Origin of the sequence: Pseudomonas sp. HMWF021, assembly GCF_003061005.1 — a bacterium.
In the GTDB taxonomy this organism is placed as follows: Bacteria; Pseudomonadota; Gammaproteobacteria; order Pseudomonadales; family Pseudomonadaceae; genus Aquipseudomonas.
The window spans coordinates 7,574-30,924 of sequence record NZ_QAIK01000161.1 but is presented as its reverse complement, the minus strand read 5'-3'; the positions used below and the strand labels follow the sequence as shown (position 1 = coordinate 30,924).

The 23,351-nt window shown below is 61.3% G+C and carries 22 protein-coding genes; 11 read left to right on the top strand and 11 right to left on the bottom strand.

All coding sequences use genetic code 11. The annotated features are described in order from the left end of the window. Positions 1–27 precede the first annotated feature (27 nt). The 3 genes from DBR18_RS23160 (at position 28) to DBR18_RS23145 (ending at position 2,577) form a co-directional block, all read left to right on the top strand. Positions 28–963 carry a LysR family transcriptional regulator gene (locus tag DBR18_RS23160; RefSeq protein WP_108592062.1) on the top strand — a complete coding sequence of 312 codons (936 nt, stop codon included), beginning with the start codon at positions 28–30 and terminating at the stop codon, positions 961–963. Positions 964–1,128: 165 nt separating this feature from the next. Continuing rightward, positions 1,129–1,530 (top strand): MerR family DNA-binding transcriptional regulator, encoded by a 402-nt coding sequence (locus DBR18_RS23155; RefSeq protein WP_108592061.1) that lies wholly within the window; start codon positions 1,129–1,131, stop codon positions 1,528–1,530. Between the two features lie 147 nt (positions 1,531–1,677). Continuing rightward, positions 1,678–2,577 carry a hydroxymethylglutaryl-CoA lyase gene (locus DBR18_RS23145; protein ID WP_108592060.1) on the top strand — a complete coding sequence of 300 codons (900 nt, stop codon included), beginning with the start codon at positions 1,678–1,680 and terminating at the stop codon, positions 2,575–2,577. A gap of 629 nt (positions 2,578–3,206) precedes the next feature. On the opposite strand, the gene DBR18_RS23140 is transcribed toward DBR18_RS23145, so the two are convergent. Then, positions 3,207–4,901 (bottom strand): AMP-binding protein, encoded by a 1,695-nt coding sequence (locus DBR18_RS23140; protein ID WP_108592059.1) that lies wholly within the window; start codon positions 4,899–4,901, stop codon positions 3,207–3,209. Between the two features lie 360 nt (positions 4,902–5,261). Here DBR18_RS23140 and DBR18_RS23135 point away from each other — a divergent pair, with 360 nt between their 5' ends. The 4 genes from DBR18_RS23135 to DBR18_RS23120 all read left to right on the top strand — a co-directional run bounded on the left by DBR18_RS23135 (position 5,262) and on the right by DBR18_RS23120 (position 10,925). Further along, the gene (locus DBR18_RS23135) at positions 5,262–6,425 is read left to right on the top strand and encodes an isovaleryl-CoA dehydrogenase (protein ID WP_108592058.1); all 1,164 of its coding nucleotides are present in this window, start codon (positions 5,262–5,264) and stop codon (positions 6,423–6,425) included. Positions 6,426–6,437: 12 nt separating this feature from the next. Beyond that, positions 6,438–8,045 carry a carboxyl transferase domain-containing protein gene (locus tag DBR18_RS23130; protein ID WP_108592057.1) on the top strand — a complete coding sequence of 536 codons (1,608 nt, stop codon included), beginning with the start codon at positions 6,438–6,440 and terminating at the stop codon, positions 8,043–8,045. Positions 8,046–8,163: 118 nt separating this feature from the next. After that, complete coding sequence (locus DBR18_RS23125) at positions 8,164–8,979, top strand: gamma-carboxygeranoyl-CoA hydratase (protein ID WP_108592056.1); 816 nt, start codon at positions 8,164–8,166, stop codon at positions 8,977–8,979. Next, entirely contained in the window at positions 8,979–10,925 is a 1,947-nt protein-coding gene (locus DBR18_RS23120) for an acetyl/propionyl/methylcrotonyl-CoA carboxylase subunit alpha (protein WP_108592055.1), read from the top strand. The genes DBR18_RS23125 and DBR18_RS23120 overlap by 1 nt, the downstream gene beginning before the upstream one ends. Before the next feature lie 38 nt (positions 10,926–10,963). On the opposite strand, the gene DBR18_RS23115 is transcribed toward DBR18_RS23120, so the two are convergent. Further along, positions 10,964–11,623 carry a LexA family transcriptional regulator gene (locus tag DBR18_RS23115; protein WP_108592054.1) on the bottom strand — a complete coding sequence of 220 codons (660 nt, stop codon included), beginning with the start codon at positions 11,621–11,623 and terminating at the stop codon, positions 10,964–10,966. Positions 11,624–11,753: 130 nt separating this feature from the next. Here DBR18_RS23115 and DBR18_RS23110 point away from each other — a divergent pair, with 130 nt between their 5' ends. Both DBR18_RS23110 and DBR18_RS23105 read left to right on the top strand, forming a co-directional pair. Further along, complete coding sequence (locus DBR18_RS23110; RefSeq protein WP_108592053.1) at positions 11,754–12,089, top strand: DUF6124 family protein; 336 nt, start codon at positions 11,754–11,756, stop codon at positions 12,087–12,089. 480 nt (positions 12,090–12,569) lie between these two features. Continuing rightward, positions 12,570–13,721, top strand: coding sequence for a M14-type cytosolic carboxypeptidase (locus DBR18_RS23105; RefSeq protein WP_108592052.1), 1,152 nt, complete (start codon positions 12,570–12,572; stop codon positions 13,719–13,721). Between the two features lie 67 nt (positions 13,722–13,788). On the opposite strand, the gene DBR18_RS23100 is transcribed toward DBR18_RS23105, so the two are convergent. Next, positions 13,789–14,334, bottom strand: a complete 546-nt coding sequence (locus tag DBR18_RS23100) for a cytochrome b (protein ID WP_108592051.1) — start codon at positions 14,332–14,334, stop codon at positions 13,789–13,791. After that, on the bottom strand, positions 14,331–15,425 hold the full coding sequence (locus tag DBR18_RS23095) for a catalase family peroxidase (protein WP_108592050.1): 1,095 nt from the start codon (positions 15,423–15,425) through the stop codon (positions 14,331–14,333). Before DBR18_RS23095 ends, DBR18_RS23100 begins: the two co-directional genes overlap by 4 nt. Positions 15,426–15,681: 256 nt before the next feature. Between DBR18_RS23095 and DBR18_RS23090 the strand changes: the two genes are divergently transcribed. Both DBR18_RS23090 and DBR18_RS23085 read left to right on the top strand, forming a co-directional pair. Beyond that, entirely contained in the window at positions 15,682–16,188 is a 507-nt protein-coding gene (locus tag DBR18_RS23090; RefSeq protein WP_108592049.1) for a sigma-70 family RNA polymerase sigma factor, read from the top strand. Continuing rightward, the gene (locus DBR18_RS23085; RefSeq protein WP_108592048.1) at positions 16,185–16,937 is read left to right on the top strand and encodes an anti-sigma factor; all 753 of its coding nucleotides are present in this window, start codon (positions 16,185–16,187) and stop codon (positions 16,935–16,937) included. Before DBR18_RS23090 ends, DBR18_RS23085 begins: the two co-directional genes overlap by 4 nt. A 104-nt stretch (positions 16,938–17,041) precedes the next feature. Here DBR18_RS23085 and DBR18_RS23080 read toward each other — a convergent pair whose 3' ends face one another. The 7 genes from DBR18_RS23080 to DBR18_RS23050 all read right to left on the bottom strand — a co-directional run. After that, complete coding sequence (locus DBR18_RS23080) at positions 17,042–18,010, bottom strand: spore coat U domain-containing protein (RefSeq protein WP_108592047.1); 969 nt, start codon at positions 18,008–18,010, stop codon at positions 17,042–17,044. After that, entirely contained in the window at positions 18,010–20,367 is a 2,358-nt protein-coding gene (locus DBR18_RS23075; protein ID WP_108592046.1) for a fimbria/pilus outer membrane usher protein, read from the bottom strand. Before DBR18_RS23075 ends, DBR18_RS23080 begins: the two co-directional genes overlap by 1 nt. A 223-nt stretch (positions 20,368–20,590) precedes the next feature. After that, positions 20,591–21,379, bottom strand: coding sequence for a molecular chaperone (locus tag DBR18_RS23070; protein WP_108592045.1), 789 nt, complete (start codon positions 21,377–21,379; stop codon positions 20,591–20,593). Between the two features lie 34 nt (positions 21,380–21,413). Then, on the bottom strand, positions 21,414–21,914 hold the full coding sequence (locus tag DBR18_RS23065) for a spore coat U domain-containing protein (RefSeq protein ID WP_108592044.1): 501 nt from the start codon (positions 21,912–21,914) through the stop codon (positions 21,414–21,416). Positions 21,915–21,918: 4 nt separating this feature from the next. Next, entirely contained in the window at positions 21,919–22,455 is a 537-nt protein-coding gene (locus DBR18_RS23060; protein WP_098968110.1) for a spore coat U domain-containing protein, read from the bottom strand. Positions 22,456–22,475: 20 nt separating this feature from the next. Next, positions 22,476–23,009 (bottom strand): spore coat U domain-containing protein, encoded by a 534-nt coding sequence (locus tag DBR18_RS23055; RefSeq protein WP_108592043.1) that lies wholly within the window; start codon positions 23,007–23,009, stop codon positions 22,476–22,478. 105 nt (positions 23,010–23,114) lie between these two features. Further along, a partial coding sequence (locus tag DBR18_RS23050; protein ID WP_146188787.1) for a spore coat protein U domain-containing protein occupies positions 23,115–23,351 on the bottom strand: 237 nt, incomplete at its 5' end.

Below are 23,351 nucleotides of genomic sequence, written 5' to 3'. Positions count from 1 at the left end.
ACCTCCCTATAACAAGAGAGCCGCGTAATGAATCTGAGCAAGGTCGACCTCAACCTTTTCATCGTCTTCGACGCGATCTACACCGAAGCCAACCTGACCCGCGCCGGGCAGATTGTCGGCATCACCCAGCCGGCGGTGTCCAACGCGCTGGCACGGTTGCGCGAGACCTTCAACGATCCGCTGTTCGTACGCACCGCTCAGGGCATGGTGCCGACGCCGATGGCGCAGAACATCATCGGCCCGGTGCGCAACGCGCTGTCGCTGCTGCGGGTGTCGGTGCAGGAGAGCCGGATCTTCAACCCGGCGCAGGCGGTGAAGACTTACCGCATCAGCATGACCGACCTCACTGAGGCGGTAATCCTGCCGCCGCTGTTCCAGCGTTTGCGGCGTCTGGCGCCGACGGTGATCATCGAGAGCTTTCTGTCCAAACGCCGCGAGACCACCAAGGAGCTGGCCGCCGGGCGTCTGGATTTCGCCGTGGATGCGCCGCTCAATACCGACCCGCAGGTGCGTCACGTCAAGCTGATGGAAGACCGTTACGTCTGTGCGATGCGCAAGGGCCATCCGCTGGCGGGCAAGGAAAAACTCAGCCTCGACGAATACCTGTCGCTGACGCACATCCACATCTCCAGCCGCCGCAGCGGTCTGGGGTATGTCGATCTGGCACTGGGCAAAATGGGCATTCAGCGCAAGATCGCCCTGCGCTCACAGCATTACTTGATGGCGTCGCAGGTCATGCAGCAGACCGACATGGTCATGACCGTGCCCGAGCGGTTTGCCCGGCGCAACGACTTGCATGCATTCAATCTGCCGGTCAACGACGTGCCACCGGTGGAGACCCACCTGTATTGGCATGAAAGCACCGATCAGGACCCGGCCAACCGCTGGATGCGCGAGCAGATGATCGAGTTGTGCCAGCAGGTGGCGGCGCAGGAGAAGAAGCTCGACAAGCAGGTAGTTTGAGGAAAGATCAAAAGATCGTCCGAACGCGGCCCGAACCTTCGGCAGCTCCTACAATTGGAATGCATTTTCCTGTAGGAGCTGCCGAAGGCTGCGATCTTTTTCTTGCTTGACGTAAACGTCAACTCGCCATTAGCTTAGCGCCAACACCTTTTTCCGAGCGCTTTCATGAGCAGCCAGACCTACAGCATTTCCGACCTCGCCCGCGAGCTGGACATCACCACCCGGGCGATCCGCTTTTATGAAGAACAAGGCCTGCTCAGCCCCGAGCGCCGCGGCCAGGAACGCATCTATTCACCGCGCGACAAGGTCAGCCTGAAGCTGATCCTGCGCGGCAAGCGCATCGGTTTCTCCCTGGCCGAATGCCGTGAGTTGATCGAGCTTTATGACCCGTCCAGTGGCAACACCAAACAGCTCAACAGCATGCTGGCGAAAATCAGCGAGCGCCGCGAACAACTCGAGCAGCAGTTGCTCGACATCGAACAGATGAAACTGGAACTCGACACCGCTGAAGAACGCTGCGTGCAGGCGCTGGAGCAGACGCTCAAGGGCCAGCAGATAGCGCAGTAATCAGCCACAACTCATTCCCTGTGGGAGCGGGCTTGCTCGCGAAGGCGGAGTGTCAGGCGACAAATTTTGTATCTGATACACCGCCTTCGCGAGCAAGCCCGCTCCCACAGGGACCTCATGTAATTCCGAAAATGAGCAGGTCAACCCATGTCCCTCCCCTCCCAAGTACGCCTGATCGAAGTCGGTCCGCGCGATGGCCTGCAGAACGAAGCCCAACCGATCAGCGTGGCTGACAAGGTGCGACTGGTCGACGCTTTGAGCGCCGCCGGTTTGGGTTACATCGAAGTCGGCAGTTTCGTTTCCCCGAAATGGGTGCCGCAGATGGCCGGTTCCGCCGAGGTGTTCGCGCAGATCCAGCACAAGCCCGGTGTGACCTACGGCGCACTGGCGCCGAACCTGCGCGGTTTTGAAGATGCATTGGCGGCCGGCGTGAAGGAAGTCGCGGTGTTTGCCGCCGCGTCCGAGGCGTTCTCGCAGCGCAACATCAATTGCTCGATCAGCGAAAGCCTGGCGCGCTTCGCACCGATCATGGAAGCGGCGAAACAGCACGGCGTTACCGTGCGCGGTTACGTGTCCTGCGTGCTCGGTTGCCCTTATGAAGGCGAGGTCGCGCCGGAACAAGTGGCGATGGTCGCCCGTGAGCTGTACGCAATGGGCTGCTATGAAGTTTCGCTGGGCGACACCATCGGCACCGGCACCGCAGGCGCGACCCGGCGGTTGTTCGAAGTGGTGTCGGCCCACATACCCCGGGAAAAGCTCGCCGGGCACTTCCACGACACCTACGGCCAGGCCATGGCCAACATCTACGCCAGCCTGCTGGAAGGCATTGCGGTGTTCGACAGCTCTATCGCCGGCCTCGGCGGCTGCCCGTACGCCAAAGGCGCGAGCGGTAATGTCGCCACGGAAGACGTGGTGTACCTGCTCAATGGCCTGGGCATCAAGACTGGCATCGACCTCGACGCCCTGATTGCCGCCGGCCAACAGATCAGTGCCGTGCTGGGTCGCCCCACCGGTTCGCGCGTGGCCAAGGCTCGTAGCGCTCAGTGAGGGCGAAGGTGTTACCGCTGTGTCCGAAACATGGGCACAGTCGAGTAACACGGAAACAAATTGTCTGGTTTGCTCTGAAGGAAAAATCCTTCAAAAATCTCAAGCCATTGATTTACAAGGGTTTTAAAAAGTTGGCATGGCTCCTGCTATCTCTATGGCATAACAAGAATAAAAAGCAGCAAACCAATAAAAATAAGACGTACCGACTCTGACATAACAAAAACAACACGGCAGAGACGCAGCTAACAGATTTTTTTGGAGAAGGTGTGCTTTTCAGGGTGCTCTCAGGAGTGACCCGCAACCGGGCAGAGAACAATAAAACTACCTTCAGGTAGCTCCCGAATCGGTTGGATCGTTTAGCGAGAAAGCAGATCAGCGCTCAAAAAAATACGTTTGCTCTTGACCCCGGATGGGGGTCGCCAAAAACAGCGGTAAAGGGCCACGGTTGCCAAAAACAACAACAGACCGCCCCTCAATAATAAAAAAGAGCACGCGACGACAAAATTAAAGGGGAGCTTCGGCTCCCCTTTGTGCTTTCTGTGATTTGTGTTTTTCAAAAGATCGCAGCCTGCGGCAGCTCCTACACCGATCCCCTGTAGGAGCTGCCGCAGGCTGCGATCTTTTGATCTTCAATGAAGCGCCTTCAGCTCCTCGATACTGATCTCACGCATCCGGAATTTCTGGATCTTGCCCGTCACCGTCATCGGAAACTCCTCGACGAACTTGAAATGCCGCGGCGTCTTGAAGTGCGCGATGCGCTCCTTGCACCACGCTTGCAGCTCTTGTTCGGTGGCACTGTGGCCGGGGTGGAATTTGATCCAGGCGACGATCTCCTCGCCGTAACGCGAGCAGGGAATGCCGATCACTTGAACGTCCGCCACCGCCGGGTGGGTGAAGAAAAACTCTTCCAGCTCACGCGGGTAAATGTTTTCCCCGCCACGGATGATCATGTCCTTGTTACGTCCGGCGATGTTCACGTAACCCTCATCATTCATGCTCGCCAGGTCGCCGGTGTGCATCCAGCCCGCGTCATCGATGGCTTCGGCCGTGGCTTGCGGGTTGTTCCAGTAACCGAGCATCACGCTGTAACCCCGGGTGCACAGCTCACCGATGGCGCCGCGCGGCACCGGGTTACCGGCTTCGTCGATGATCTTGCTTTCCAGTTGTGGCTGGGTGCGGCCGACGGTGGTCACGCGCAATTCCAGCTCATCGTTCGGCCCGGTTTGCAGCGACACCGGGCTGGTTTCGGTCATGCCATAGGCGATCTGCACTTCGCTCATGTGCATCTCGCTGATGACCCGGCGCATGACTTCGATCGGGCAAGTCGCCCCGGCCATGATCCCGGTGCGCAGGCTCGACAGATCGAATTCGCCACGCTGCGGCTGATCGAGCATGGCGATGAACATGGTCGGTACGCCGTACAGGCCAGTGGCTTTTTCTGCGGCAACGGTTTGCAGGGTCAGCAGCGGGTCGAACGCGTCGTTGGGGTAAATCATCGTGCTGCCATGGGTGATGCAGCCGAGGTTGCCCATGACCATGCCGAAGCAGTGATACAGCGGCACCGGAATCACCAGCCGGTCGCTCGGGGTCAGGCCAATGCTTTCACCGACCATGTAACCGTTGTTGAGAATGTTGTAGTGGCTGAGGGTCGCGCCCTTGGGAAAACCGGTGGTGCCGGAGGTGTACTGGATGTTCACCGGTTGGTCGAAGTGCAGGCTGTCGCTGCGTTCACGCAACTGTTCGGGCGTCACACCGCTCGCCAGATCGGCCAGTTGCGACCACGGCAGGAAGCCCGACGGTGGCTGCGAGTCGAGGCTGATCACCCCGCGCAAATCCGGCAGACGTTCGCTGCACAACTGGCCGATGGATTGCTCTGCGAGTTCCGGCACCAGCCCTTGCAACATGGCGTGGTAATTGGAGGATTTGAATGCCCCGGCACAGACCAGCCACTGGCAACCGGACTGTTTGAGCACGTATTCCAGTTCGGAGCTGCGGTAGGCCGGGTTGATGTTGACCAGGATCACACCGATCTTCGCCGTGGCGATTTGCGTGATGCACCACTGCGCGCAGTTTGGCGCCCAGATGCCGAGCCGGTCGCCGGCCTGCAAACCCAGCGCCAGCAAAGCTCTGGCGTGCCGGTCGACGCTATCGGCCAGTTGCCGCCAGGTGTAGCGCAGCTGCTGATGGCGTACGACCAGGGCCTCGCCGTGCGGGTATTGCGCGACAGTCTGGTCGAACTGCTGCCCGATGGTCATGGCCAGCAAGGCTTTGTCCTGGGAACCACGGGTGTAGCTGCGCTGCGGGTTTGCACTGGGTTGATCCATGACGACCCCTATTGTCTTTATTAGTGGGTTTACCGGAGCTCACTTTTTTGCGGATGGCCTTTGTGGCGAGGGGATTCATCCCCGATGGTGTGCGAAGCGCACCCTCGGTTTTTCCTGTTGAACCGCATTCACAGGTTTTGGGTCGGCTTCGCCAACCATCGGGGGTGAATCCCCCTCACCACAAAGGCTCACTTCCACAAAAGCCTGTCCGCCTTCAATCCTGAACTGCCCCTACTCTCGCCCAAGTTGACGTTAACGTAAAGGGTGATTGACAGCCAATCATCGCAGGCTTACGTTAACGTAAAGGTGAGAGCCGTTCCACCGCCCTCCCCACCCTACAAAAAAGCCAAAAGGTGACCCATGAGCTATCCATCCCTGAACTTCGCCCTCGGTGAAACCATCGACATGCTGCGCGATCAGGTCCAGTCCTTCGTCGCCGATCAGATTGCCCCACGCGCCGCGCAGATCGACAGCGACAACCTGTTCCCTGCCGACATGTGGCGCAAGTTCGGTGACATGGGCCTGCTCGGCATCACCGTGCCGGAAGAGTACGGCGGCGCAGGCCTGGGTTACCTGGCGCACGTGGTGGCGATGGAAGAAATCAGCCGCGGTTCGGCCTCGGTGGCCCTGTCCTACGGCGCGCACTCCAACCTCTGCGTCAACCAGATCAACCGCAACGGCAATCACGAACAGAAAAGCCAATACCTGCCCAAGCTGATCAGTGGCGAACACGTCGGCGCCCTCGCCATGAGCGAGCCGAATGCCGGCTCCGACGTGGTCTCGATGAAGCTGCGCGCCGACAAACGCGGCGACCGTTTCGTGCTCAACGGCAGCAAGACCTGGATCACCAACGGCCCTGACGCCAACACCTACGTGATCTACGCCAAGACTGACCTGGAAAAAGGCCCGCACGGCATCACCGCGTTCATTGTCGAACGCGACTGGAAAGGCTTCAGCCGCAGCAACAAGTTCGACAAGCTCGGCATGCGCGGCTCCAACACCTGCGAGCTGTTCTTCGATGACGTCGAAGTACCGGAAGAAAACATCCTCGGTGTGCTTAACGGCGGCGTGAAAGTGCTGATGAGCGGCCTCGACTACGAGCGCGTCGTGCTGTCCGGCGGACCGACCGGGATCATGCAGTCGTGCATGGACCTGATCGTGCCGTACATCCACGACCGCAAGCAGTTTGGCCAGAGCATCGGCGAATTCCAACTGATCCAGGGCAAAGTCGCCGACATGTACACCCAGCTCAACGCCAGCCGCGCCTACCTGTACGCAGTGGCCCAGGCGTGCGAACGCGGCGAAACCACGCGCAAGGACGCCGCCGGGGTGATCCTCTACACCGCCGAGCGCGCCACGCAAATGGCTCTCGACGCGATCCAGATCCTTGGCGGTAACGGTTACATCAACGAATTCCCGGCCGGACGTCTGCTGCGTGACGCCAAACTGTACGAAATCGGCGCCGGCACCAGTGAGATCCGTCGCATGCTGATCGGCCGCGAACTGTTCAACGAAACCCGCTAAACGGAGCTGCACATGGCTATCTTGCATACCCAGCTCACCCCCCGTTCAGCGGAGTTCGCCGCCAACAGCGCAGCGATGCTTGAACAGGTCGACGCCCTGCACACCCTGCTCGCCCAAGTGGCTCAGGGTGGCGGCGCGAAAGCCCAGGAACGGCACACCTCGCGCGGCAAACTGCTGCCGCGTGAACGCATCAATCGCCTGCTCGATCCGGGCTCGCCGTTTCTGGAAATCAGCCAGCTCGCCGCCCACGCGGTGTATGGCGAAGACGTTCCCGCCGCCGGGGTGATTGCCGGAATCGGCCGGGTCGAAGGTGTCGAGTGCATGATCGTCGCCAACGACGCGACGGTGAAAGGTGGCTCGTACTACCCGCTGACCGTGAAAAAACACCTGCGCGCGCAGACCATCGCCCAGCAGAATCGCCTGCCGTGCATCTATCTGGTGGACTCGGGCGGCGCCAACCTGCCGCGTCAGGACGAGGTGTTCCCGGATCGCGAACACTTCGGCCGGATCTTCTTCAACCAGGCCAACATGAGCGCCATGGGCATTCCGCAGATCGCCGTGGTGATGGGCTCGTGCACCGCTGGCGGCGCGTATGTGCCGGCGATGGCGGACGAAGCGATCATGGTGCGCAATCAGGCGACGATCTTCCTGGCCGGCCCGCCGCTGGTGAAAGCCGCGACCGGTGAAGTGGTCAGCGCTGAAGACCTTGGCGGGGCCGATGTGCACTGCAAGGTTTCCGGCGTGGCCGACCATTACGCCGAGAGCGACGAACACGCCCTCGCCCTCGCCCGCCGCAGCGTCGCCAACCTCAACTGGCGCAAGCTCGGCGAAGTGCAGCAGCGCACGCCGATTGCGCCGCTGTACGCCAGCGACGAGTTGTATGGCGTGGTGTCGGCCGACGCCAAACAGCCGTTCGATGTGCGCGAGGTGATTGCGCGGCTGGTCGACGGTTCGGTGTTCGATGAGTTCAAGGCGCTGTTCGGCACCACGCTGGTGTGCGGCTTCGCCCATCTGCACGGCTACCCGATCGCGATCCTCGCCAACAACGGCATCCTCTTCGCCGAAGCCGCGCAGAAAGGCGCGCACTTCATCGAACTAGCCTGCCAGCGCGGCATCCCGCTGCTGTTCCTGCAGAACATCACCGGGTTCATGGTCGGGCAGAAATACGAGGCCGGCGGCATCGCCAAGCACGGCGCGAAACTGGTGACCGCCGTGGCCTGCGCCAAGGTGCCGAAATTCACCGTGATCATCGGTGGCAGCTTCGGCGCCGGTAACTACGGCATGTGCGGGCGCGCTTACGATCCACGTTTCCTGTGGATGTGGCCGAACGCGCGCATCGGCGTGATGGGTGCCGAACAGGCGGCGGGGGTGCTGATGCAGGTCAAGCGCGAGCAGGCTGAACGCAGCGGCCAGGCCTTCAGTGCCGAGCAGGAAGCCGAGATCAAGCAGCCGATCCTCGACCAGTACGAAGAACAGGGTCACCCCTACTACTCCAGCGCACGGCTGTGGGACGACGGTGTCATCGACCCGGCGCAGACCCGCGATGTGCTGGCTCTGGCCTTGTCCGCGTCGTTGAACGCGCCTATCGAACCGAGCCGCTTCGGCGTGTTCCGGATGTGATGCTTTGTGTGGGAGCGGGCTTGCTCGCGAAAGCGGTGTATCAGTCGACGTATCCGCAACTGACAGACCGTCTTCGCGAGCAAGCCCGCTCCCACAGAAACCGTGGAGACGGATGAATATGAGCGATTTCAACACCCTCGAACTGCACAACGACCCACGGGGTTTCGCCACCCTGTGGCTCAACCGTGCCGAAAAAAACAACGCCTTCAACGCCGAAATGATCCGCGAGCTGATTCTGGCGCTGGACAAGGTTGCCAGCGACGCCAGCCTGCGTTTCCTGCTGGTGCGTGGGCGTGGCCGGCACTTCAGCGCCGGTGCCGATCTGGCGTGGATGCAGCAATCCGCGGAACTCGATTACCACACCAATCTGGACGACGCCCGCGAGTTGGCGGAGCTGATGTACAACCTCGCCAAGCTGAAAATCCCGACCCTGGCCGTGGTTCAAGGCGCGGCGTTCGGCGGCGCGCTGGGGTTGATCAGTTGCTGCGACATGGCGATTGGTGCCGATGATGCGCAGTTCTGTCTGTCGGAAGTGCGCATCGGCCTGGCGCCGGCGGTGATCAGTCCGTTCGTGGTGCAGGCCATCGGCGAACGTGCGGCACGTCGTTATGCACTGACCGCTGAACGTTTTGGCGGCCAGCGGGCGCGGGAAATCGGATTGTTATCCGACAGCTACCCGGCCGCCGAACTGGATCAACAGGTCGAACAATGGATCGACAACCTGCTGCTCAACAGCCCTGCCGCGATGCGCGCCAGCAAGGATCTGCTGCGCGAAGTCGGCAATGGTGCGCTGACTCCGGCCCTGCGCCGTTACACGGAAAACGCCATTGCCCGGATCCGCGTCAGCCCCGAGGGCCAGGAAGGCCTGCGCGCCTTCCTGCAAAAACGTGCGCCGAGCTGGCAAGCCGCAACCACCACCAAGGAGCCGCGTTGATGAGCGCACCTGTTCTCACCACCCTGCTGGTGGCCAACCGGGGCGAAATCGCTTGCCGGGTCATGCGTACCGCCAAGGCGCTGGGCCTGACCACCGTCGCCGTGCACAGCGCCACCGACCGTGAAGCGCGCCACAGCCGCGAAGCGGATATCCGCGTCGACCTGGGCGGCAGCAAAGCCGCCGACAGCTATCTGCAGATCGACAAACTGATCGCGGCGGCCAAGGCCAGCGGTGCGCAGGCGATTCACCCCGGCTACGGCTTTCTCTCCGAGAACGCCGGATTCGCCCGCGCCATTGAACAGGCCGGGCTGATCTTCCTCGGCCCACCCGCCTCGGCCATCGACGCCATGGGCAGCAAGTCTGCCGCCAAGGCCCTGATGGAAACCGCCGGGGTGCCGCTGGTGCCGGGCTATCACGGCGAGGCGCAGGATCTGGAAACCTTCCGCGACGCCTGTGAACGCATCGGCTATCCGGTGCTGCTCAAAGCCACGGCGGGCGGCGGCGGCAAAGGCATGAAAGTGGTCGAGGACGTCAGCCAACTGGCTGAAGCCCTGGCCTCGGCCCAGCGTGAAGCGCAGTCGTCGTTCGGCGACTCGCGGATGCTGGTGGAGAAGTACCTGCTCAAGCCGCGTCACGTGGAGATCCAGGTGTTCGCCGACCAGCACGGCAACTGCCTGTACCTCAACGAACGCGACTGCTCGATCCAGCGCCGTCATCAGAAAGTCGTCGAAGAAGCGCCCGCCCCGGGCCTTGCCCCGGAATTGCGCCGCGCCATGGGTGAAGCGGCGGTGCGTTCGGCGCAGGCGATCGGTTATGTGGGCGCCGGCACCGTGGAGTTTCTGCTCGATGCACGCGGCGAATTCTTTTTCATGGAAATGAACACGCGCCTGCAGGTCGAACACCCGGTGACCGAGGCGATTACCGGCCTCGATTTGGTGGCGTGGCAGATTCGCGTGGCGCGCGGTGAAGCGTTGCCGATCACCCAGGAACAAGTGCCGCTCAACGGTCACGCGATTGAAGTGCGTCTGTACGCTGAAGACCCGTCGAATGATTTCTTGCCTGCAACCGGGCGTCTGGAGGTGTATCGCGAATCGGCTGAGGGACCGGGACGTCGGGTCGATAGCGGGGTTGAGGAAGGCGATGAAATTTCGCCGTTCTACGACCCGATGCTGGGCAAGCTGATTGCCTGGGGCGAGGATCGCGAGCAGGCACGGTTGCGCCTGTTGAGCATGCTCGATGAGTTCGCGATCGGTGGCTTGAAGACCAATATCAGCTTCCTGCGGCGGATTATTGCGCATCCTGCTTTCGCGGCGGCTGAGCTGGATACCGGGTTTATTCCGCGCTATCAGCAAACGCTGCTGCCTGCCCCGAGCGAGCTGAGCGATGGATTCTGGGAGGCGGCGGCGCAGGCTTTCGCACAGAGCCTGCCGGGGGCTGTTCGGGCCGATGATCGGGGGTCGCCTTGGGCGTTGAACAGTGGTTTGCGCACAGGTCTGCCGGCTCAAACTAGCCTGCACTTGAGCTGTGAAGGCCAGGACCGGGCGTTGACGCTGAATACCGTCGGCGACAGCCTGTCGGGCGAAGCATTGGTGGTCGAGCGCGATGGCGTACGCCGTATCCTGCGGGCCATTCGTCAGGGTGATTCGCTCTACCTGCAATGGGACGGCGAGTTGCGGCGCATTCAGACGTTTGACCCGATTGGCGCCGTCGACGCCAGCCACAGCCATCAGGGCGGTCTGACGGCTCCAATGAACGGCAGCATCGTGCGGGTATTGGTCGAGGCCGGGCAAACAGTCGAGGCCGGGGCGCAACTGGTGGTGCTTGAAGCGATGAAGATGGAGCACAGCATTCGCGCACCGCACGCGGGTGTGATCAAAGCGCTGTATTGCCAGGAAGGCGAAATGGTTGGCGAAGGCAGTGCCTTGGTGGAACTGGAAGCCGTGTAATGGGAGATCGATCCTGCGCAGCATCAGGATCGATCTGATCAGAAACGCACCGTTGCCTGAACCACAACGCCGATGATTCGACAATCGTCGGTAAACAGGGCTTTCGGCCAGGTCGGATTGAGTGGCATCAGATAACGCTGGCCGCCCTCTTCGTCGAGTTTGCGGAAAATCGCTTCGGGGCTGTCCGGCCACTGCGCAACCACCAGTTTGCCGGGCACCGCCTCCACGGCCGGATCGACCAGAATCAGCATGCCTTCCGGTACGCTCAGCCCCTTGGGCGCGGTCATCGAATCCCCCGTCACCCTCAGCCAGAAGGCCGGGCCACCGGCGTGATAATCCGTGAGTTCGAAACGCTGGGCCTCGCTGCTCTTTGCATAAGGCGCCGCCTCGCGCTCGCGCGCCTCGCAGGGCGCACGCCAGTCGCTGACCGGGTAGCGGAAGTAAGGGTTGTATTTGTGCGTCAGCGGCACCTCGTCATCCGGTGACGGTTGCGGCTCGCGTATCACCATCGCGACTTCAAGAAATTCCATGCCCAGCGCTTGCAGAACGCGGTTCATCTCCTTGATGCCGGGCTCCCGGCGTTTGTTCAGCCAGTGACCGATCCCGCCCTGGGACATGCCGACGCGCTCTCCGAGCTCCACTTGAGTGACATTGAGCTCACTCATTTTGGCTTTGACCAACTCAATCCATTTATCCATGCGAGGCACCTTACGCGGACGATCCCGGCCAGCAAAACACACATTGTAGTATTTAAATTCTGGTCACAACTACGCAACGTATTAATCTAGTGAGCACGGATTTCCACTCAACAAGGAACGCTCGCCAACCATGAATACACCCAACAATGACTTGCCCGATCTGCAAATCGATACCACCTTCACTTCGCCTCAAGGCTGTGCAGCCGCACAACGTGCGCTGGACTATTACTTGAAACCAGCTGTTTCCGAACCCGACATGGAGCCACGCTTTTTCGACGTCAACCGCAATATCAAATGCGAGGAAGCGCTGGTTCATGCGTCGGATCTGCTGCGTTGCGCGGCCGCCACGGCGTTCAAATCCGCAGAAAACCTGCAAGGCTCAAGCCGGGATCTGGCGTTTTCGGTGGTTCACATGGTGGATATGGCGAAGGCGATGGTTGATCGCTCGCTCGACGGCGACAAGTGATACGGGACGAACGCCCGGCGGACAGAAAAGAATTTTCCAATCGCGCAGATAAAAACATTTGACTTGCAAATGATAATGATTATTATTGCATGCAGCTGGTCGCGAGATCAGTCGATGGAACAGAGACCTTAGGTCGGTCTTCTGGACTATCTCCTCATCAGGCTAATCACGGTTTTTGACCCGGCTTTTTGCCGGGTCTTTTTTTGCCCGTTTTCGGGCTTATGGCTTCAGGCTAATGAAGTCTTCAGGTGCTGCAAATTCGATGGCGCGGATAATATCAAAAGAATATCGCTTGGCAAGAGAACCCTGAAGCCATTGGGGCAAACTAATGACAATTAGCACTTGAGAATCAATTGCGCAGTCTCTAAGCTGCATCCGCGTCATGGAAGACGCCCCCTGTGCACCCCGCAATTTCCCTCGGTTTCACCCTTCCCTTGCGTGTAAAGTAACCGCCATAAAAATCATATTCAGGAACCGATTATGACCGTGGCCAAATCTTCGTTCGACATCAGCGCCAACTTCGACAGCGGCAACATTCAAGTCATCGACATTTCCAATCCGCTCAATCCGGTTCTGGCCATTCGCCCGGATACCCGCAGCGCGCATTTCCAATGGTTCCACTTCAAGGCCAGCGGCCTGCATGTTCACCAGGAACACTGGTTTCGCCTGGTCAACGCCAGCCAGTCCTCCTATAACAAGGCCTGGACCGGCTATCAGGCTGTCGCTTCCTACGACCACGTCAACTGGTTCCGCATCCCGACCAGTTTCGAAGGCGACAGCCTGCGCTTTTGCCTCGAGGCCGAACAGACTCACGCCTGGTTCGCCTACTTCGAACCCTATAGCCGCGGTCGGCATGACTGGCTCATCGAACAGGCGCTGAGCAAGGCCGGCACGCAGTTGCTCGCCACCGGTAAAAGCGTCGAGGGCCGCGACATTCAGTTGTTGCGCAAAGGCAGCGGCGCCGAAAGCCAGCGAAAAGTCTGGATCATCGCCCAACAACATCCCGGCGAACACATGGCCGAGTGGTTCATGGAAGGTGTGATCGAACGCCTCGAAAGACACGACGATCCGGTGCTGAACAAGCTGTTGGCCAGCGCCGATCTGTATCTGGTGCCGAACATGAACCCCGATGGTGCCTTCCATGGCCACCTGCGCACCAACGCCATGGGGCAGGACTTGAACCGTGCCTGGCAGAGCGCCAGTCAGGAAGTCAGCCCGGAAGTCTTTTTCGTACAGCAGCAGATGGAAAAGTATGGCGTCGACATGTTCCTCGACATACACGGTGATGAGGAGATCCCCCACGTATTCGTTGCCGGCTGCGAAGGCAATCCCGGTTACACGCCTCGTCTGGAACAACTCGAGGAGCATTTCCGCAGCCATCTGAAACGTACCACCAAGGACTTCCAGACCAGGTTCGGCTACACCCGCGATGAGCCAGGCCAGGCCAACATGACCCTGGCCTGCAACAGTGTGGGTGAGAAGTTCGACTGCCTGTCACTGACCCTGGAAATGCCATTCAAGGACCACGACGACGCGCCAAACCCTCTCACCGGATGGTCGGGCAAGCGCTCCAGACAGCTGGGCAAGGACGTGCTGACCACCATCGCCGACATGGCTGAAACCTTGCGCTGACCCTTCCCCGCCCCACCGAAAAGATCGCAGCATGGGCTGCGATCTTTTTTACGCAAACCGCTTCAAGCTAACCACGGTCGCGTCCGCGCAACATGCTGCCGAGCACCTCGTCGCGACGTATCCAGCCATGGAACAGCGCCGCCGCCAGGTGCAGCAGCACGGTCAGGAACAGCAGATACGCCAGATACCCGTGAGACTTGCGCAAAATCGCAAACAACTGCGCATCCGCCGGCACGATCGCAGGCAACTGCAGCGTGGTGCTGAGCATGACCGGCTCGCCTGAAGCGCTGATCATCGCCCAACCGAGCAGTGGCAACACCAGCATCAATGCATACAGCACCAGATGCGATCCCTTGGCGGCCAGCACCTGCCATTCCGGCAAGTCCGCCGGCAAGGGTGGCTGGCGGGTCGTCAGACGCACCAACAGCCGCACCACCGCCAACAACAGAATGGCGATACCCAGTGGCTTGTGCAGATGGATCAGCCATTCATGCCGGGCCGACACCGAAGTCACCATTCCCGCACCGATAAACAGCATCGCAATGATCATCAGCGCCATCAGCCAGTGCAGCAGCCGTGCCAGCAGCACGAAGTGGGTCGGTTGGCTTCTCATGGACGAGCCTCCTGTCGGGTGGCGGGCAACTGGCTGACTTCACTGGTACGGCGCAGATAGGAATCGGCGTAACCCGCCGAACGCGCAGCGAGCAACGGGTCCTCGGAGCCTTCGATTCCGGACGGCAGCACCAGCGGATCGTAATTGATGTCGCGGCATTCACCACTGAGTTGCGGCTGGGTTTTTTCCAGCACCAGGGTGCCAGCGTTCAGCACCTTGCGCCCATCCGGCCAAACCTTGCTGGCGTCGTTGACCGGGTCACCGGGGTTGGCCAGCGTGATGTTCAGTTGCCAACGCAACGGCCCCTCGGCCAGGCGCTGGACCAGATCCCTCTCGAGAAAATCCGCACCCTGCTCAGCCGCAGCCGGGGCCGAATCGCGCGCCATCGGCGCCATGCTCCAGCGCACCGCCTGCTTCTGCCCGCTGGAATTGACCAGATAAAACGCATTGATGCTGTTGTAGGTTTCGGTGGCGTAACTGGCCGAAGGCCGGGCTGTCTTCACCCACGTCAGAAACGGCACAGCCTCGGGATGCGCAGCGAAAAACGCCGGTACTTTGGTCGGATCAGGCTTGCCGGTGGCCGGATCCGGCGACTGCGCCTGCTGCAACTGATAGAACGCATCAGGTGTACCCACCGGGAACACCGGCATGCTGTTCATCCCCGTGCGCCACTGTTGACCGTTGGTCTGGGTGAAGCGCAGCGCCAGACTGCGGATCGGCACGCTGTTGTCCGGCGCATACGGATTGCCCGCCGGCAACGCGAAACGGCCGACCACCGGCGTGCGCGGTTCATTGAACACCTGCGCGGAGGAATACTCGCGTACCTCACCGCTGCTTTCGAAATGCCCGATCACGCACACGCCTTTGGCATGGTTGCGGCGAAATCCGGGATGCACGCCATTGTTCTTTTCCAGCACATCGACCAGCGCCTTGGGCGTCAGACGCTGTGGGTCAAAAGTGCCGTGCACGTAGGCGAACGCCGCAGCGACTGCGCCAACTACCACCGCGATACCCGTCAGCCGCAGCATCAGACTTGCGGCACTCAATGGCGGGCGCTGCGGCCCGCCGGAAGGTGACGTGCGATCAACCATGAAAAACTCCAGGGCCATCGGCCATAGGGAAAGGTGCTATGAGACGCATGTCTCACAGGGTTATTCCCTTCGAACTGTAGTTTCTTTCACCGCAGAGCGCGCGCCGCCGGATTGAGATGACTGGCCTGGCCAACCACCGGGCCCCCGGTGGCAAGCGTCAAGAAAAAAACCTTTAGCCAGGTTCATGGAATAACCTGCATCGAGCGACGTCTTGCTAACCAATACCGTTTTTTCGATCCCCAGGCATGGCGCTTTCATGAACACACTCGACGAACACCTGCGAGAGTTGATCCCCCGCCTGCGGCGCTTCGCCCTGTCGCTGACCCATAACAGCGCCAGCGCCGACGATCTGGTGCAGGCGAGCCTGGAGCGCGCACTGGCGGGTTGGGGCGAAAAACGTGCCGACGGCGACCTGCGTGCCTGGCTGTTTGCGATTCTGTACCGTCAGTTTGTCGATGCTCATCGACGCTCGCGGCGCTATGCGCGAATGCTGGAATTTTTCACCGGTCGCGACGATGCCGTGCCTTCAGTGGAGCGCAGCGTCATGGCCCAATCGACCCTCGAGGCCTTCGATCGACTGCCCACCGAGCAACGCGCTCTGCTGCTGATGGTTTCAGTGGAAGGCTTGACCTATAAGGAGGTCGCCGAAATCCTCCTCGTCCCCACCGGCACCGTGATGTCGCGCCTGTCCCGCGCCCGCCAGGCCTTGCGCCAGCTCAGCGACGGCGAAATCAGCAGTCCATCCTTGCGGATACTCAAATGATCAGCATGCCCCCCAGCGAAAACGACCTGCACGCGTACGTCGACCATCAGCTCAGCCCTGCCGAGCGCCGTGTGATCGACGCATGGCTGGCCAATCACCCCGAACAGGCAGCGAAAGTGCACGCCTGGCAGCAGGACGCACAACAGCTGCGTGTGGCGCTCAGTGGTGCGTTGCAGCAGCCGGGCAATCCGGCGCTTGATCCGGCGCTGATCCGCCAACGTCGCAAACACCGGTCACGACGCCATCTGGCCAGCGCCGCCGTTTTGCTGATGGCCGTCAGCGTCGGTGGTTTCAGTGGCTGGCAAGCCCGGGAAATGACCCTGGTTCATGCGCCCCTGCCGATGACCGACGCGTTGCAGGCCTATCGGCTGATCGCGGAGCAGGGAATACTGCCGGCGGATTACAGGGTCGAGGGCACAGGCGACATGCAGCACTGGCTCGATCGCTATTTCCGTCAGGCCAGCCGTTTGCCGGATCTGACCGGCGCCGGTTTCCAACCGGTCAGCGCACGCCTGCTCAGCACCGATGAAGGGCCGGCGGCGATGGTGCTGTATGAAGATCGCAACGGTCATAAGGTCAGTTTCTACGTGCGACCACCGGGGCCGAACAACACCTTTTTACCACGGGGCAGTCGCAGTGACGGCGATCTGCAGGCTGATTACTGGTCCGGTGGCGGATACAACTATGCACTGGTCAGCCCGACGGACTCGCCGTCGACGAAGCAGCTGAAGCAATCAATGCAATTCTGAAAAGTCCCCCTGCAGGAGCTGCGGCACGCTGCGATCTTTTGATCTTGATGTTGAAAATCAAAAGATCGCAGCGTGCCGCAGCTCCTACACTGGGTAGTGCTGGGTCAGAAACCTACGTCGAGCACCACATTGTCCAGATACGTCCCTGCGGGTGGTGTGGTCTGGTCGGTGTAAATCTTCGCGTTGTAATTGAAAATCTGACTGCCGGTGCCCAACCCGTTGCCGGGATTGACCTCGGCATCGCTACTCGACCGACGCGCACTGCCGACGCTGCCCCAACGGGTGGTGCCGGCGCTTTTGAAAATGTCGTAGGCCAGATAATTGCTGCCGGAAATCATCCGCCGCCGCCCGCCGACGCTGAGCGCATTCTGCCCGTCGTTCAGACCCACGGTGTAGGCACTGCCCTTGGTGCAGGCCAGGTTGATCGTCTGCCCTGTCACCGGGGTAAAGGCGCTGATCACCGGCGCACTGCCGAAGGCAATGTTGGGTGCGGTAATCGTGCAGTCGTTGGACACGGTCAGGTTCACCGTCAACGTGGTGGTGCCGTTGGCGATGTCGCGACCGATGCAAATGGCACCAATGCCGATGCCCGAGCAGTAATTCCAGTTCCAGAAAATGCTCAGGGTTTCCGTGTAGACCCCGGCGGCGACATTACTGCCGATGGTCGTGCCCAGGTACAGCGGCACGGTTTTCGGAGTCGTGCCATTGAGCAAGCCCAAGGCATCGATGATGCCGTTGCGGGCGAAGTCGTAGGCGGTGCCGCGAGTCACCGGGTAACTGGTGCTGTTGTTCGCGTAGATCGTGTAGCCGATCACGTCGCCCGTCGGCCCGACCAAACCGCTCTGGGTCGAGGTGATAGTGGCGTAGAAATGGTCGCTGCTGGTCAGCAGTGACAGCAGCGAACCGGTGCAACTCAAGCCTGCGTTGAGCGTGGAACTGGGCTGCGTGGTGGTACGCACGGCAATCGAGCTGATCGAGCCGAACGCCGCCGGCGTGGTGCTGACCACCGAACACAGAGCCTGCGCCGCTCCCGGCAGCAGCAACGCCAGGCACAGGCAGATCCGGGCCGCCATCACTGGCACACCAACGGGCCGATCAGCGGCACCTGGCTTTGCTGCATGTCCACGCTAAACTGCACTTTGCAGGCCTTGCCATCCGCCAGCGAAACCTGCAGCGAGTTCTGCGCGTGCAGGTTTTCCAGATACACCAATCCGTCCCAGCCCACCACCGTGCGCGTGCCGCTCTGCTCGTGCAGCACGCCAGCGCCGAGCGGCAACTCGCGCTGCTGCGCATCGACCAGCACGATGCTCGCGGCGATCACCCGGGTCAGCGGAAACTCGAGCAAATAGCCGCTGCCACGGCGCACCGCGACACGCTGCTCGACGTTGGGGCTGCGCACGTTGGCCGGCAGGTTCAGCGGATCGATTTCGTATTTGCCACGGTAATAAGCGCTGCTCCACGGCACCAGCAAGTGACCGTTCTTATCGGTCTGACCAACCTGCTGGTTTTCGTAGCGCACCGGAATATCGGCAAAACCGTCGGTGCTGACCACCACGAAAGCATCGTCGATGCGATTGGCAGCGAACACCTGCCGATCCATCCATACCAGCGAACCACTGGCATCGGCCCAACGGGTTTCGGCGTCCGATGTGCCATAGACGCCCGCCTGCAACTGTACGGACTGCAAACGCCAGGTCACGTCAGCTTGTCGATAGTCTGCGCCGTCACCCTTGGCGTAACCCAGGTTGAAGCCAACCCCTCCCTCGCTCGGCACCGAACGGCTGTAGTTGACCCGCTGCTGGCTCTGCCCGGTCTTGCTGCGTTCGCTGCTGATTGCCAGGCTGCCGCGCAGATCGAACGGAATGACCAGTTGTGCCTGCACCGCCCAGTTGCTGTCGCCGATCTCGCGGTTGGCTGACAGGTAGAAGCTGCTGTTGCGCCACAGCGGTTTGCTCCAGCTCAGGTTGAGCAGGCGCGTGCGCGAATCGTCCGCCGCGCGTACGTCGAAATACCCGGCACCGAGGCTGCCCCAGCGCTCGAGGTTGACACTCAGGGTCGCCTGCTCGCTGCGCCGGCTGAGGCTGACGTAGGGGGTATCGATCACACTCAGGTCAGCGTACTGATCGCGACGTTGCAGGCGTTGATACGAAAAGCTGTAGCGCTGGCTGCTGTACTGATAGCCGAGGCTCAGTTGCTCGCCACCATCGCCCTCGAATCGGCTCTGGCTGACGGCACTGTTAAGCACGCCGAAATTGCCCAGACGCAGGTTGCCACCGATCCCGCCCAAGGTAAGCGAGTCCGCCGCTTCGGCATGGCTTTCCAGGGTGAAACTGTCACTGACGCCGTAACGCAGGCTGCCGGAGGTGACGCCAGTGCCGTAGCTGAAATCCTTCAAACCATATTCGCGGCGCAACGTACCGGCGGCCACGGAAAAATCGCTCAAGCCCTTTTGCAGCAGCGTACTGGTGACGTAGAACGGCACGGTGGTCGAGACCTGCCGACCGAGCGCATCGGTAGTCACCACCACCGCTTCCCCCGCGCCGTTGATGAAGGGGATGTTGGTCAGGGTGTATGGCCCCGGTTGCAGGTCGGCGCTGCTGGACTTGTAGCCATTGATGAACAGATCCACCGACGACGGCACCGCTGCCTCGCCGGCAAACTGCGGCAATGGGTAAGTCACCAGATCCGGGCGTACGGCAAAATCCCGGGAGAACTGCACGCCGCCCAGGCGCACCGAGTTGCTCCAGGGCAAGGCGCCGCTGATCACGTCACCGCCTTCGTAGGTGAGCATGCGTTCGTCATCGGAGTAGCGCCAGGTGGTGTCGTAGCGCAGGTAGCCGTTGTCCAGCGTATTGACCGAATCACCGGACAAAGTGCGTCGATATTGCCCGGTGTTCGACAGCGTGCCCCAACTGTCGAACAACCGCACCTCGTTCCACGCTGCCAGGTACGTACCGGCATCGTCGGTGTCGTTGAGGTACAGGTCATAGTTGAACAGTGCGCCGAAACTGCTCAGCGCCGGCGTGCGAGGATAGTTCTCGCGGTTGCCGATGAACTGGTCCGGCAGCCACTGCGGCGGCACCTCCAGCAGCAGGCGCTGGCCGACGCTGTCGTATTCGCTGTGCAGCCCCGGCAGACCGTCAAGGTCGACTTCTTCACCGCTACCGTCGGGCAGCTTCATTCCGGTTTCGTGCAATGCACTGGCCGGCAGGTACAGATGCCCGTCGCGTTGCTGCACCGCCACCACTCGCCCGGTGTTCATCTGATTGACGACCAATTCCAGAAACAGTTGTGCATCACTGACGGCCTCCATGCCGCTGGGAGGCGGCGGCAGTTCCCCGGCCCCGGATGGATCAACGAACATCAGGCAACACGCGCCGGTCATCAACCACAACGGACGCTGAATACGGCGAGCCCATCCCGGGCTCATACACGCTTTACGTCCGTCAATGGACTTGATCCTCCTGATGCCACCGCCCTCAATGACAGGTTACTACTCATTGTGGTGAGGGGATTTATCCCCGATGGGGCGCGCAGCGGCCCTCGCTTTTACCCATAGCCCCGGAGTGGCGCATATCGGCTAATGCTCCGCATTGGACGGGGGCAAGCCCCCTCGCCACAGAACACTTAACCAGGACTGCTCGGCCCGGGCATTACTTCGCCGGCGCAATGCTCTGCACCTGCGCCCCGCCATTGACCCGCACCTGCAACGCCGACTCGCTCGCCAAGGGTCCCGGTGCCGGCCAGCGCATCACTGCCCCGGGCAGCACGTAACCCAACAAGCCCTCGGCCAGTGGTTTGCTCTGCCCGCCCTGCTTGATCGTCACGTCAGTCAGTCGCGCATGCACTGCGCCCTGATTACGCACCTCGACATACGGCCGCCCCTCCACCGCCACCGTGCGCCAGCTCAGTTGCGGCACACCAATACCTTTGGGATCACGCGGGCGGGTGCTGTCTTCCTTGCTCCACAGCCCCGCGCCGTAGGCAAACAACGGCACCGAATAGCGCATCTGGAAGCGAATCGCAGCGGCGGTTTTGCCGCCCTCGGCAGCCGGTGGCTGCGCGGCAGGAATTTCATCGATGATGATCCGGTAGGCCAGTTCCTGGCCCGGCGGCACGTCTCTGGTCCGGGTCAGGCGCACCAGTTGTTTCTGGCCCGGCTCGATTTTCGCCACTGGCGGGCTGCCGATCACATCACGCTGATTGCGGTATTGCTCTTCAAACCCGCTCTGGCTCCAGCCAAATACGCGGATCTGCAGGTTGGCGGTTTCCGTGCCGCGATTCTCCAGCCACAACGCACTGGCCTGTTGATCGGCCTCCAGCACCGGATCGATTGGCCAGATCAGCACCGAACTGGCGGCTTGCACGCTGCCGGACCCAAGCATGACCAGCGCCAGCAGCGCGCGCCGCATAACCGAATGCCGTGAAGTAACTGCCCCCATGAACCTGCTCCTTTTCGGCCATTCATTCTTTGCCTTACCACGACAGTTGCACCTGCAACACGTCGCTGTACGCCCCCCCGGGCTGATTGCCGGGCAATTGCACCTGGCCGTAAATCGGTAGCCTGATGTTATTCGCGTCGCTATAGGCCACCGCCACGCTCTGACCAATACCCAGCGTCTGGCTGTAAGCCGCATCACGAAACAGCGCATAAGCCACCCGTGCACTGCCGCTGTTGATCTGCATATGCCGACCGCTGCTGTTGTACTGGCCGCCATCGACGCTCATGTTCAATGTCACACCGGGGGTGCATTGCAATTGCACGCCACCGGTCAATGCCACCTGCACCGTGCCCGTAGCCAGTGCCGAGCTGGAACCGAAATTCAGCCCGCCATAATTCGATACTCCGCCCACCACCAGACACCCCGGGGTGATGGTGGCGCTGACCTGAAAGCTCTGGCTGGTTACCGCCCCCAGCGGGAGCGGCACACTGCCCGCACAGAGCAGGAGCAGCGCGGCACAGCCCTGACGGCGCATGGCATCAGAACGTCAGTTCGACAGCGACGGTGTCGGTGTACGTCCCCGCCGGCAAACCGGCCTTGCCCACCGCCTGACCGTAGATATTCACCGTCTGCGCCACGCCGGTGCTGGTCGCCAGGTTGATCGTGCCGTCAATCGGCAGCAGCTGCGAATGCCCGGCATCGGTATAGAAATCGTATGGCACGTAGTTGGCGACCCCGTCGTACAAGGCGCGCGCACCGCCCGGCGATTGCCCGTCGTGGGCGCCGGCGCGGACCTTGACCACCGGTGTCGTGCCGCTGGAGCAGAGAATCGACAGCGCCCCGCCGCCACCGCCCAGCACTTGCCCGCTGGCGGTGGTGAACAGGCTGTTGGCGGTGCCGAAGTTCAGGGCACCGAAGTTCAGCCCGGTGGAACCGCCGGCACCGTTGACCTGACAGCTGCTGATCAGGGTCAGGCTCGCGGTGATCTGGCCGGTGACAGTAGTGGCGGCGTTGGCACTGGAAACCAGCGTCAGGCCGAGCAACGACAAACCTATCCTTGATGCAAACTTGCGCATGGTGTCCGTCCTCTACGGGGTTACCAGTCGAGCGTCACCGTCAGCGTGTCGGTATAGACACCTGCAGGCACCGCACGGGTATTCGCCACCACCGAGCCAAATACCGGAATGGGTATCTGCGCACCGCTGGTGACAGCGAAATTGTGTTGTTGGCCGATGCTGTAGCGCTGGCTGCCGGAGGCATCCAGAAACAGTTGATAAGGCAGGGTCTGGCGCCCGTTGCTCAGGCGGCGAGTGGTGCCGTCACCGTGGCTGCCACCGTCGATGGTGACGGTGAACCCGGTGACCGAGGGGTTGCAGGCGACATTCAGCTTGCCGCTGCTGTCACTGTCGAGGCTGGCCTTGATTGGCGCATTCCAGGTCGGCCCCTGCTGACCGAAATCGAGGGTGCCCAGATTGCTCACCGGAATCGCGGGGGTGGCGCTGTTGGTGACTTCGCAGCCGGCGATCAGGATCAGCCGCGCATTGATCTGCCCGCTGATCGCCGCCTGTGCGTCGTCGGCGAGCAACAGCAGCGTACCTGTCGCGATGACCATCCAGTGCTTGCCTGTCATTGCGTCCGTCCCTGCTCCTTGAGAATGTCTGCGTACCTTGCGCTCGTCACTGAACGCCCCTTCCCTGCGCAACCCGCCTCCAGCGGCTTGCCTGAAACCCTGCACTCACCAGGTCACGGTGACCTTTACCAGATCCGAATAACGACTGACCTGCGGCACCTGTGCCAGGCGCTCGATTCGTGCATACAGCGGCAGCTCCACGGTGCCAGTATCAGGCACCCGGCCGCTGACCGGGACATCCACCACCAGCGGCACCCGCCGCGCCGCGTCCTGGTACAGCCGGTAAGGAATCGGTTTGCTCCCCGCCGCCCCTGCCATGTAGCGAACTTCGCCAACACCGCC